The 12,539-nt window shown below is 71.3% G+C and carries 7 protein-coding genes; 4 read left to right on the forward strand and 3 right to left on the reverse strand.

The features are described 5' to 3' along the window. Window positions 1–42: 42 nt before the first annotated feature. The 3 genes from SACCYDRAFT_RS19640 to SACCYDRAFT_RS19650 are packed head-to-tail and all read right to left on the reverse strand — an operon-like array spanning window position 43 to window position 6,907. Window positions 43–4,323, reverse strand: a complete 4,281-nt coding sequence (locus SACCYDRAFT_RS19640; RefSeq protein WP_043537418.1) for a cation-translocating P-type ATPase — start codon at window positions 4,321–4,323, stop codon at window positions 43–45. Window positions 4,324–4,379: 56 nt separating this feature from the next. After that, window positions 4,380–5,447, reverse strand: coding sequence for a tartrate dehydrogenase (locus tag SACCYDRAFT_RS19645; protein ID WP_005458844.1), 1,068 nt, complete (start codon window positions 5,445–5,447; stop codon window positions 4,380–4,382). Continuing rightward, the gene (locus tag SACCYDRAFT_RS19650) at window positions 5,444–6,907 is read right to left on the reverse strand and encodes an NAD-dependent succinate-semialdehyde dehydrogenase (RefSeq protein ID WP_005458845.1); all 1,464 of its coding nucleotides are present in this window, start codon (window positions 6,905–6,907) and stop codon (window positions 5,444–5,446) included. Before SACCYDRAFT_RS19650 ends, SACCYDRAFT_RS19645 begins: the two co-directional genes overlap by 4 nt. A gap of 277 nt (window positions 6,908–7,184) precedes the next feature. Here SACCYDRAFT_RS19650 and SACCYDRAFT_RS19655 point away from each other — a divergent pair, with 277 nt between their 5' ends. From SACCYDRAFT_RS19655 to SACCYDRAFT_RS19670, 4 genes are all read left to right on the forward strand, one after another. Beyond that, complete coding sequence (locus tag SACCYDRAFT_RS19655) at window positions 7,185–8,441, forward strand: aspartate aminotransferase family protein (RefSeq protein WP_005458846.1); 1,257 nt, start codon at window positions 7,185–7,187, stop codon at window positions 8,439–8,441. 35 nt (window positions 8,442–8,476) lie between these two features. Continuing rightward, window positions 8,477–8,974 carry a DUF3830 family protein gene (locus tag SACCYDRAFT_RS19660; RefSeq protein WP_005458847.1) on the forward strand — a complete coding sequence of 166 codons (498 nt, stop codon included), beginning with the start codon at window positions 8,477–8,479 and terminating at the stop codon, window positions 8,972–8,974. 571 nt (window positions 8,975–9,545) lie between these two features. Beyond that, window positions 9,546–10,928: an FAD-binding oxidoreductase gene (locus SACCYDRAFT_RS19665; RefSeq protein WP_005458848.1), complete on the forward strand. Its 1,383-nt coding sequence runs from the start codon at window positions 9,546–9,548 to the stop codon at window positions 10,926–10,928. Window positions 10,929–10,930: 2 nt separating this feature from the next. Continuing rightward, window positions 10,931–12,490, forward strand: coding sequence for an acetolactate synthase large subunit (locus SACCYDRAFT_RS19670; protein ID WP_005458849.1), 1,560 nt, complete (start codon window positions 10,931–10,933; stop codon window positions 12,488–12,490). The last annotated feature ends 49 nt before the right edge of the window (window positions 12,491–12,539 follow it).

Consider the following 12,539-nt stretch of genomic DNA (forward strand, 5'->3'; position numbering starts at 1 on the left):
TCCCTTTCCGGAACCAGCGCCGTCGGCGTCCGGGCGCCGGTCTCAGGAGGCCAGTGCTCCCAGCGCCGTGGCCGCGGCGGCACTGCCCACGGCCGTGGTCCAGCCCACCGGGCCGAGCGGCGTGCAACCGAAGAAGTGGCTCACCCCGGGAGTCTGCACCATGCCGGCCAGCACCGCCGCGGACCCGAGGCCGCTGGCGAGGACGGCAGGGCTGCGCCATCCCTCCGCGAGCGTCTGGGCGAGCTGTGTGCCGACCAGCGCCGCCAGCGCCACCGTGCTCGCCCTGCGCCTGCGCCCGGTGAATCTCGCCAGGGTCCAGGCGGCGGTCGCTCCCAGGGTGGTCGTGCCCGCCCGGACACCGATCTCGCTGTAGAGCGGCTTGCCGAGCGAACTCTCCGGTCCTTCCCGCAGCAGGTCGTCCACGGTGTCCCCCTCCGGTGGCCGGGAGGCGATCGCCATCGACGGCGCGAGGTCGGTGAGCAGGTTGACCAGCAGCAGTTGCCGCGCGTTCAGCGGTGAACGGCCGGTGAGCGCCGCACCGAGCACGTTGAACGCGATCTCACCGAGGTTGCCGCCGAGCAACACGCCGAGCGCCGAACGCACCGACGCCCACATGGCCCGGCCCTCCACGAGCGCGGCGATGATCGTTTCGAGCTTGTCATCGGCCACCACGACGTCGGCCGCCGCGCGGGCCGCGGGCGTTCCCCTGCCCCCGAGGGCGATGCCCACGTCGGCGAGCCGGATGGCCGGTGCGTCGTTGGCACCGTCCCCCGTCATCGCGACCGTCCGGCCCAACGCGCGGTACGCCTCGACGATCCGCACCTTGTGCGCGGGCGTGCACCGCGCGATCACGTCGACCTCGGGCAGGATCTCCCGCAACCCGGCCTCGTCGAGCTCGTCCAACTCCGCACCGGTGATGACGTGGAGCCCGTCGTCGTGGCCGTTGATCTCCGCGGCGATCGCCTCGCCTGTCGCCGGATGGTCACCGGTCAGCATGACGATGTGGACGCCCGCGTCGCGCAGGCGGGCGGCGGCCGGTGCGGCGCTGCCGCGCACCGGGTCGGCGATGGCGAGGAACCCGAGGAACCGCAGCCCCGTCACGGAGTCCTCGTCCCACCCGGTCTCCGGCGAGTCACCCTCGATCGGTCGTTCGGCCACGGCCAGGACCCGGTGGCCGGCCTGCGCGAGTGTCCGCAGCCGGGCGGACAGGCGCCTGCGCGTCCGCGCGTCGACGTCGCACCGGGGCAGCACCTCCTCCGGAGCGCCCTTCACGCTGAGCAGCAGCCCCTTTCGGGTGCGGCCCACCGTGGCGTGGAAACCGCGGGAGGGTTCGAACGGCACCGTCGCGAACTCCCGCCAGCCCGAGGCTCCCGACCCCGCGGTGATGGCGAGTCTCGCGCCGGCCTCCGCCACGGCTCGGTCGGTGGCGTGCGGCAGTTCTTCGGGAACGTCGGAGTGGGGGGTCGCCCGCAGCGCCGCGGCCAGCACGGGCCGCAGCGACTCGGTCAGGGTGTCCACACGCGACCGCACGTGTCCGTCGTCCACCTCGCTGACGCTGAGCCTGCCCTCGGTGAGCGTGCCCGTCTTGTCGAAGCAGAGCACGTCCACCCGGCCGAGCGCCTCGATGCTGCGGGGATTGCGTACGAGTGCTCCGAGCTCGGCGAGTCGCCGCGCCGCCGCCAACTGCGCCGCGTTGACGAGGAACGGCAGCCCCTCGGGCACCGACGCCACGGCGAGGTTCACGGCCGCGCCCATGCTCTCGCGCAACGGCACTCCCCGCAGCAGCCCCGAACCGGCGACCGCGGCCGCCGATCCGACCGCCAGCGGCAGACTGCGCTGGGTCAGTTCGGTGAGCCGTGACTCGACACCGGTCGTGGGAGCGGCTTCCCTCGCGGTGGCCATGCTGCGCCCGGCCTGCGTGTCGTCGCCCACGGCCACCACCACGGCCGTCGCCTGCCCGGCCGCCACGGTGGTGCCCTCGTAGACCATCGACGAGCGTTCGGCCACCTCCGACGCCACTACAGGCGCCTGCGTCTTGGCCACGGGCAGTGACTCCCCGGTGAGGGAGGACTCGTCCACCTCGAAACCGCTTGCCTCCACGACCCGGCAGTCGGCGGGCACCACGTCGCCCGCCGTGAGGGCCACGAGGTCGCCGGGCACGAGGTCCTCGGCGGTCAGCACCCGTTCGTCCCCGTCCCGCACCACGGTCGCGCTCACCGACGAGCGCCGCAGCAGGTCGGCGAGCCTGCGCTCGGTGCCGAGCTGTTGGAGGCTACCGACCAGCGCGGAGATCCCGACCACCGCCGCCACCAGCCCGGCGTCCGTCGGCGATCCCACGGCCGCCGACAACGCGGCGCCTCCCGCCAGCACGGGCGTCAACGGGTTGGCCAGCTCGGCGAGGAACGCGCTGCCGAAGCTCGTACCCAGCTCGCGCCCGCCTCCGCGTTCGACCTTCCTGCGGGCGGCCTCCCGTTCGGTCAGCCCGCCGTCCGAGCAGGACAGCCGTTCGAGCACGGCGGTCACCGGCATGGCGTGCCACGGCACCGTGTCGGCGACCTCCACGGCACGCGGTTCCCGCAGGCGTGCCGCGTGTCTGCGGGCGTTGACCAACGCGATGGCCGCACCGGCGTTGACGGCGTGCATCGCCCGACTGGTGGGGTTGGTCCGGCCACCACGCAACGCCGCGACCATGCCGACCCCCGAGGCGGTCTGGCTGATGCGGACGCTCTGGGCGTTCATGGTCTTCATCGCGCCGACGGCCTCGATGAGCAACGCCGCCGTCCCGAGGTCCGTGCCCACCAGCACGTGCGCGCCCCACGGCTGCGGCTGCCCTTCGAGCTGCACTCCCGCCCCGCAGTCCGCCATGGCGAGCGCGCGGCAGTCACCGGACACCAGCAGCACGCCGTGACCACGGCGCTGGAGGTCCCGCACCGCGTCCACCGGATCGTCGGTCTCGTGCACGGGAAGTCTGCTGTGCTGGGCGGCCAGTGACAGCAGGTGAGCGCCGGGAAGCATCTCGTTCCGCAGTCCCAGGACCGCGTGCAGGCGGCGGCCCCGGCCGAGCCCGAGCACCCGCGCGGTGCCTCGCCGGGCGAGACGCTCACGCTCCTGTTCCCCACGAGATCCGTCGAGTTCCCGGCCGTCCACGGGCCCCAGCCACCAGTCGCCGTCGGTGACCTCGGTTTCCGCCCGCTCCCCCGTCCCGAAGAGCCGCCAGGCCCGCTCGGCCACCTCGTGCGGATCGGCGTCCGGCAGCGCGACGAGATCCGACAGGGCGAGCCTGCCCGTGCTCAACGCGGCACGGTCGAGCACCACCGCGTCGACACAGTCCAGGTGGCGCAGCACGGAACGGTCCATGACCACCGTCCCTCGCCTGCCGAGCGCGCGCCCCAGCGCGCTGCCGAACGCCGACCTTCCCGTCTCGGCCGCCTTCGGCATCGTCGCCAGGCCCACGGCCAGTGCCTTGCGCGGCCCCAGGAACGGCAACGCCGCCGTGCCTGCCACGAGGCCCGCCCGCAACGCCGTCCGCTGGTAGCGCTCGACCTCCCCCTCCCTGGGCGGCCTCGCCGTCGGCAACACCTCCGCAGCCACCGCGTCCGGGCCCGTCACCACGTCCTTCTCGACGTTCCACCACGCACGCCACAGTGCCCGGGCCTCCCGCCACTGGCCCACCCGCTGCACCACGTCCAGCACGATGCCCTCGTTGCCCGCCGCGAGTCCCTGCGTGACCGCTCCCGTCATCGACGTGAGCGAATCGGCTCTGGTGTGACTGCGGGCACGGCGGGCCACGACGTCCTTGGCGGCCGGGTGGTGTTCGGCCACGCCGATGAGCGCGGCCACCTCCGGGGGCAGCGGTGCCCACGGGGCGATCCGGGTGAGCAGGGACATCACGAAGCCGAGCAGGTCGACGGCCAGGGTCGGGACCACCCGCGTGCCGCGCAGGCCGTCGGCCGGGTGCTGGATCTCGTCCTCCGCGGCCTCGTCGTCGGGTGCGGCCGGGGTGCTGCCGGCCCTGCGAACGATCGCCGCGATCTCCGAGGGCCGGGGCCGGGGTTCGGTCACGGCCACGCACAGCCGCGACGAAGGGCCGTTGACCCGGGCCCACGCCACTCCCGGATGAGCCTCGACGGCGCGTTCGATACGCCGGGCGATCCGCGCACCGCCCTCACCGTGGATGCCGTGGACGTCGACGTAGAGGTGGTCCGAACCCGCCACCACGCGGGGCGGGGGCGTGCCCACGAGCGACACGACGCCGCGCGCGGTGCCGACGGCGGCTCCCACGACGGACAGCGGCCCCGGCAGGGGGACACCGAACACCCTCATGAAGCGCAGGGTGCCCACTCCCGCCGGACTGACACCCGCCGCAGGTCCGCCGCGTGCTAAACGGCCTCGGCGATGGCGGTGCCGAGCTGCTCCGTCGTGGCCTCGCCCCCGAGGTCGGGAGTCGCCACGCGCCCCTCGGCCAGCACCTTCTCGACGGCCGCGTCGACCGCCCGCGCGGCCTCGGTCTCACCGAGGTGTTCGAGCATCATCGCGCCCGCGAGGATCTGCGCCACCGGGTTCGCGATGCCCTTTCCCGCGATGTCCGGGGCGCTGCCGTGCACGGCCTCGAACATCGACGGGTGCGTGCGCTCCGGGTTGATGTTGCCGGAGGGGGCCATGCCGAGTCCGCCCGTCACCGCCGCTGCGAGGTCGCTCAGGATGTCGCCGAACAGGTTGGACGCCACGATCACGTCCAGCCGTTCCGGCTGCTGCACCACCCTCGCGGCGAGCGCGTCGATATGGCACTGCTCGGCCGCCACGTCCGGGTACTCGGCGGCGACGAGTTCGAAGACCTCGTCCCAGAACGGCATCGTGTGGATGATGCCGTTCGACTTGGTCGCCGAGCAGACACGCTTCGACCGGGTGCGGGCCAGCTCGAACGCGTACCGGATGATGCGCTCCACCCCGACGCGGGTGAACACCGACTCCTGGAGCACGAACTCCCCCGGCTGCCCCTGGTTGTGCCTGCCGCCGAGCGTGGAGTACTCGCCCTCGGAGTTCTCGCGGACGATGACCATCTCCAGCTCGTCGGCCGTACGGTTCGCCAGCACCGACGTGGTGCCGGGCAGCAACCGCACCGGGCGGAGGTTGACGTACTGCGAGAACGCACGTCGCAGCGGGATCAGCAGACCCCACAGCGAGACGTGGTCCGGGACGCCGGGGAACCCGACCGCGCCCAGCAGGATCGAGTCGAAGCCGGACAGCGTCGACACGCCGTCCTCCGGCATCATCGCGCCCGTGTCGCTGTAGCGCTCGCAGCTGTAGTCGAACTCCGTCCAGCGCAGCGCGAAGCCGTGTTCGGCCGCCGCCGCGTCGAGCACTCTGCGTGCCTCGACGGTGACGTCCACACCGATGCCGTCGCCGGGGATGGTGGCGATCTCGTAGGTCCTCACCGGCGCACTCACAGGCTCACCGCGACGTACTTGGTCTCCAGGAACTCGTCGATGCCGACGGTGCCGCCCTCCCGCCCCAGGCCGGACTGCTTGACACCGCCGAACGGTGCCGCGGGGTTCGACACGATGCCCTGGTTCAGGCCCACCATGCCCGTCTCCAATCGCTCGCTGACACGCAGGGCGCGCTTGACGTCGTTGGTGTAGACGTACCCGACGAGCCCGTACTCGGTGTCGTTCGCGGCGGCGAGGGCCTCCTCCTCCGTGTCGAACACCGAGATCGGCGCGACGGGGCCGAAGATCTCCTCGCGGGACATGCGCGCGTCGGCGGGCACGCGGGTGAGCACGGTCGGCTGGTAGAAGTTGCCCGGCCCGTCCACGGTCGCGCCGCCGGTCAGCACCTCGGCACCGCGCCTGGCCGCGTCCTCGACGAGTTCGCCCACCTTGGTCACGGCATCGTGGTCGATCAGCGGGCCGACCACGACGCCCTCCTCCGTGCCACGGCCGATGGGCAACGCGGACATGCGCTCGGTCAGCCTGCGGGCGAACTCGTCGGCCACACCGCGCTGCACGTAGAAACGGTTGGCCGCCGTGCACGCCTCACCGATGTTGCGCATCTTGGCCTGCATGGCGCCTTCCACGGCGGCGTCGAGGTCGGCGTCGTCGAACACCAGAAACGGCGCGTTGCCCCCCAGTTCCATCGATGTGCGCAGCACCTTGTCGGCGCACTGCTCCAGCAGGAGCCTGCCGACCGCCGTCGAGCCGGTGAACGACAGCTTGCGGGCCCTGCCGTCACGGATGAGCGGCTCCATCACGCCACCCGCGTCGGACGTGGTGACGACGTTGAGGACGCCGTCGGGCAGTCCCGCGTCGGCGAGGATCCGCGCCAGCGCCAGCATGGACAGCGGCGTCTGCTCGGCGGGCTTGACGACCATGGTGCAGCCCGCCGCCACGGCCGGACCGATCTTGCGCGTGCCCATCGCCATCGGGAAGTTCCACGGCGTGATGAGCAGGGACGGCCCCACTGGCTGCTTGGTGACGAGGAACCGGCCGCTGCCGTTGGGAGCCACGGCGTACCCGCCGTCGATGCGCACCGCCTCCTCGGCGAACCAGCGGAAGAACTCCGCGGCGTAGGCGACCTCGCCGCGGGACTCCGCCAGCGGCTTGCCCATCTCGAGGGTCATCAGCAGGGCCAGTTCCTCCTGGCGCGCCAACAGCGCGTCGTAGGCCCTGCGCAGGATCTCACCTCGCTCCCTCGGCGGGTGGGCCGCCCACTCCGCCTGCGCCGAGACGGCGGCGTCCAGAGCCGCCATGCCGTCCGAGGCGGAGGCATCGGCCACCTCGCAGAGCACCGCCCCCGTCGCCGGGTCGTGCACGGGGAACGTCGCGCCACTGGTGGCGGGCGTCCACTTGCCGCCGATGAACAGCTCCTTGGTGACGGCGTCCACCACGCCCGACTCGGTCACCGCGCTCATGAAGACTCCCTGCTGTCGCTGATTGCGCCGCTGCGAGCGCCATGCTACGAATATTGTTGACAATCTACAACCCCGAGGGTGACACGACCGCGACACATGCGGGGCTCCCCTCACGACCGAGGTGAGCACACCCTCACCCCCGATGTCCAACACCGTCCACCGCCGTCCAACTCCGTCCAACTCCGTCCACCGCCGTCCGACCCCGTTCACCGCCGTCCGACCCCGTTCACCGCCGTCCGACCCCGTTCACCGCCGCGTCCCAAAGGAGCACGCTGACATGGCCCAGCTTTCCCCGATCCTCAAGCAGGCCACCCCTGTCGTCGTCGATCACGGCGAGGGCGCCTACCTCTACGACACGAGCGGACGCCGACACCTCGACTTCACGGCGGGCATCGGTGTGACCAGCACCGGACACTGCCACCCCCGCGTGGTGGCCGCCGCCCAGGAACAGGTCGGCAAACTGATCCACGGCCAGTACACCACCGTGATGCACCGGCCCCTGCTCGAACTGAGCGAACGGCTCGGCGAGGTCCTGCCGAAGGGACTCGACTCCCTGTTCTTCGCCAACTCCGGCAGCGAGGCCGTCGAGGCCGCGCTGCGCCTGACCAGGCAGGCCACCGGAAGACCCAACGTCGTCGTGTTCCAGGGTGGATTCCACGGCCGGACGGTGGCCGCGGCGTCCATGACCACCTCCGGCACCCGCTTCAGCGCGGGTTTCTCGCCACTCATGGGCGGCGTGCACGTGGCGCCCTTCCCGTACGCCTACCACTACGGGTGGGACGAGCGGACGGCCACGGAGTTCGCGCTGCGCGAGCTGGACTACCTGTTCGCCACACAGACCTCGCCGCAGGAGACGGCCGCGTTCTTCGTCGAGCCGATGCTGGGCGAGGGCGGGTACGTGCCCGCGAACACCGAGTTCATGGCGGGCCTGCGGCGCCGCGCGGACGAGCACGGCATCCTCCTCGTCGTCGACGAGATCCAGACCGGTTTCGGGCGCACCGGCCGGTTCTGGGGCCACGAGCACTTCGACGTCCGCCCCGATGTCGTGCTCATCGCGAAGGGCCTCGCCAGCGGCTTCCCGCTGTCGGGCATCGCCGCGTCGAAGGACCTCATGGGCAAGGCTTGGCCGGGCTCTCAGGGCGGCACCTACGGCGGCAACGCCGTGTCGTGTGCGGCGGCCATCGCCACCCTCGACGTGATCCGGGAGGAGAACCTCGTCGAGAACGCGGCGGCACGGGGCAGGCAACTGCTCGACGGCGCGAAGGCGGTCGGCGAGAAGACGCCGGGCATCGGTGACGTGCGCGGGCTGGGGCTGCTCGTCGGGTCGGAGTTCGTCACGGCCGACGGCAAGCCGGACGGCGCCACCGCCCAGGCCGTGCAGAAGGCCGCGGCCGAGAAGGGCCTGCTGCTGCTCACGTGCGGGGCGTTCATGAACGTCGTTCGCATGATCCCGCCACTGGTCGTCACCGCCGAGCAGATCGACGAAGCGCTGGAGATCTGGGCCGACGTCGTCGCCTCGGTCACCGGCGCCTGAGCCGGTGACCGATCCCGTCTGACGAGGAGTACCCGTTGGCCCGCTACATCACCATCACGCTCGACAAGCGCGGTGTTTCCTGCCGCGCTCGTCTGCTCGACGCCGAGGCACCGAGGACGTGCCGGGCGGTGTGGGACGCCCTGCCCCAGAGCGGTTCGGCGTACCACGCGAAGTACGCCCGCAACGAGGTCTACACCCTCGTCCCGCCGTTCGCCGACCCGAAACCGGGCCGTGAGAACCCCACGGTGACACCCATTCCCGGTGACGTCGTGTACTTCGGGTTCGAGGCGTGGGAGATCGGCAACCCCGCGTACGGCTACGACGAGGGCAGCGAGGCGCACAGCGCGCAGGGCGCGACCGATCTCGCCATTTTCTACGGCCGCAACAATCTGCTGATCAACGGGGACGCCGGCTGGGTGCCGGGAAACGTCTTCGCCACGATCATCGAGGGCCTCGACGAGATGGCCGCCGCGGCCCAGGATCTGTGGTTGCGCGGGGTCGAGGGGGAGACCATGACGTTCGCCCGCGCTTGACACAGCGGTGTTCACCCGACCGGGTAATGTTGCGATATTCACGCATAGTACTGACGTGGTAACTCTTTGGAGTGGACCGGAGGTCCGAAACGGACACGTGAAAACTCATCGCAGCAGAACGACCCGGTCGGGCGAACACGAATTGTCACGTCCGACTGAAAACACTGGCCCCTCTGTAAAACCCGAAAGAGGTACGTGTTTAAACTGAGGGGATTTCACCTCGGGCTCCGTCCGCACACCTGGATCTTTGACAGCGAGCGCCTCCTCCTGGAATTGTCGATCTCGCTTTCGAAAGCGGTGTGCGCACACCAATTCGCTGTACTGCCAACGAATCCTTTTGGTGAAGGAGCCCCTCATGCAGATCATCGCCGTGCACTCGACCGACCTCCTCACCGGGCTGCTGGCGCACCTCGCCCACCTGCTCGGCTGGCTGGTCTGAGAAACGACGTCACAGGCATGACGAAAGCGGGGCCGGCACCAGGCGCGGGGTCGGCCCCGCTTTCGTCCGAAGCCAAAAACGCGAGAATGATTCATAGCCGACGGGAGCCGGACCGTACTAGGCTGCTCGCCCATGGGCGACGTAGCACAGCGGCTGGCCGAGATCGTCGGCGCCGACAACGTGGCGAGCGGCGACGCCGTCGGTGACGACTACACCGGCGACGAGACGCTCGCCGGAGACCGGGTCCGGCCCGCTCACGTGGTGAAACCCGGAACCGCCGAAGAGGTCGCCGCCGTGCTGCGGCTGGCCACCGAGGAATCCGTACCCGTGACCGCGCGGGGTTCCGGCACCGGCCTTTCCGGCGCGGCGCGCCCCCTGGCAGGCGGCATGGTCGTGTCCTTCGAGCGGATGAACGCGATTCTCGACATCGACACCACCAACCACGTCGCCGTGGTGCAGCCCGGGGTCACACTGTCCGATCTGGACGTCAAGACCGCCGAGGTCGGCCTCGGCTACACCGTCTACCCCGGTGAGATGAGCGCGAGCGTCGGCGGCAACGTCGGCACGAACGCGGGCGGCATGCGCGCCGTGAAGTACGGCGTCACCCGCAACAACATCCTCGGCCTCCAGGCGGCACTGCCGACGGGCGAGCTCGTCCGCACCGGAGGCCGCACCGTCAAGACCTCCACCGGCTACGACCTCACCCAGCTCATCATCGGTTCGGAGGGCACGCTCGCGCTCGCCACCGAAGTGATCGTCAAACTGCACCCCCGTCTCGCCCACGGCGCGACGGTGCTCGCGCCCTTCCCCACACTCGACACGGTGATGAACGCGGTGCCGCGCATCGTCTCCAGCGGTCTCGCGCCGCACATCCTCGAATACATCGACGCCTTCACGATGGCCGCCATCACCCACACCGCGCAGCTGTCGCTCGGCATCCCCGACGACGTACGCGAGGCGTCGCAGGCCTACCTCGTCGTGGGTCTGGAGAACCGGGACGCCGACCGGCTCGCGGGCGACGTCGAGGCCGTCGGAGCACTGCTCGCCGAGCTCGGGGCCTCGGACTCCTACGTGCTCGAAGGACCGTCCGCTCGCAAGCTCATCGAGGCGCGGGAGAAGGCGTTCTGGACCGCCAAGGCCGCAGGCGCCGACGAGGTGATCGACGTCGTGGTGCCGCGCTCGGCACTCCCGGCGTTCCTCGCCGAATCGCAGGCCGCCGCGGCGCGCACGGAGTCCGGTGTGGTCGGCTGCGGCCACGCGGGTGACGGGAACGTGCACCTCGCCGTGTTCCAGAAGGACCCGGACAAGCGCGCCCGGCTCCTGCACGAGATCTTCGCCGCGGGGATGGAACTCGGTGGTGCCATCTCCGGCGAGCACGGCATCGGACGCGCGAAGAAGGACCACTTCCTCCGGTTGGAGGACCCAGTCAAGATCGAACTGATGAGCCGAGTGAAGCGGGCGTTCGACCCCGCCGGGATTCTGAACCCCGGTGTGCTCTTCGGCCGGGAGGATTGAACATGGCCATGAACGGTGCCCAGTCGTTGATCCGCACGCTCGTCGACGCCGACGTGGACGTGTGCTTCACCAACCCCGGGACGTCCGAGATGCACTTCGTCGCCGCACTCGACGACGTGCCCCAGATCCGGGGCGTGCTCGGGCTGTCCGAGGGCGTGGTGACCGGTGCCGCCGACGGGTACGGCCGGGTGGCGGGCAAACCCGCCGCGACACTGCTGCACCTCGGTCCCGGCCTCGCCAACGGGCTCGCGAACCTGCACAACGCCCGCCGCGCGAACACGCCGGTCGTCAACGTCATCGGCGACCACGCGACCTACCACAAGAAGTTCGACGCTCCGCTGGAGTCCGACATCGAGGCCCTCGCCGGATCGCTGAACGGCTGGGTGCGGCGGTCGCCGAGCACGGCCGACGTCGGCGCCGACGCCGCGGCGACGGTCGCGGCGGCCCAGGACGCTCCCGGCCGGGTGGCGACGCTGGTCCTGCCCGCCGACGTCTCGTGGGGCGACGGCGGCACACCCGCCGCGCCGGTGCCTCCACGCGCCCCGCGTCCGGTGGCGTCGGACGTGGTGAAGGCGGTCGCCGAGGTGCTGCGCGGGGGCGAGCCCGTGGCCCTGCTGGTCGGTGGGGTCGCCTGTCGCGAAGCGGGCCTGCGTGCGCTGAGCCGGATCGCGAAGGCCACCGGCGCCAAGCCGTTCGCGGAGACGTTCCCCGCACGCATCGAGCGCGGAGCCGGTCTGCCCAACATCGAACGGCTCGGCTACCTCGCCGAGCAGGTGGCCTACCAGCTCGACGGCGTGCGGCACGTCGTCGTCGCGGGCACGCGTGCGCCCGTGTCGTTCTTCGCCTACCCGGGCAAGGCGAGCGACCTCGTACCGGAGGGCGCACACGTCCACACCCTGGCCGAGGTGGGCGACGACGTCGTCGCCGCGCTGGAGGAGCTGGCGGACGAGGTGGCTGCCGATGTCGAGCCGGACCTCGCACCCGCCCAGCGGCCGGAGCTGCCCACCGGTGACCTGACGCCGCAGAACTGGGCGCAGGTGATCGGCGCGCTGCTGCCCGAGGGCGCGATCGTCTCCGACGAGGCCAACACGTCCGGATTGCTCGTGCCGATGGCGACGGCGGGAGCTCCCCGCCACGACGTGCTGACGTTGACGGGCGGCGCGATCGGCCAGGGGATGCCGGTGGCCACGGGCGCGGCCATCGCGGCTCCGGACCGACCGGTGATCAACCTGGAGTCCGACGGCAGTGCTCTGTACACCGTTCAGTCACTGTGGACGCAGGCGCGGGAGAACCTCGACGTCACCACCGTGGTGCTCAACAACCGTGCGTACGCCATCCTGCGGATGGAGTTGCAGCGGGTCGGCGCGGAGTCGTCCGGGCCGAAGGCCAGCGGGCTGCTCGACCTGTCCACACCGGACCTCGACTTCGTGAGGATGGCCGAGGGCTTCGGCGTCCCGGCGACCCGCGCGAAGACGGCCGAGCAGCTCGCGGAGCAGTTCCGCCGCGCGGTGTCCGAACCCGGCCCCCACCTCATCGAAGCCATGGTGCCGCCCCTGCTCTGACGGCGAGGGCCACCGGCCCGGCACGGGACGGTGGCCCTCGGCTCGCTCC

The organism is Saccharomonospora cyanea NA-134 (assembly GCF_000244975.1).
Classification (GTDB): Bacteria; Actinomycetota; Actinomycetes; order Mycobacteriales; family Pseudonocardiaceae; genus Saccharomonospora; species Saccharomonospora cyanea.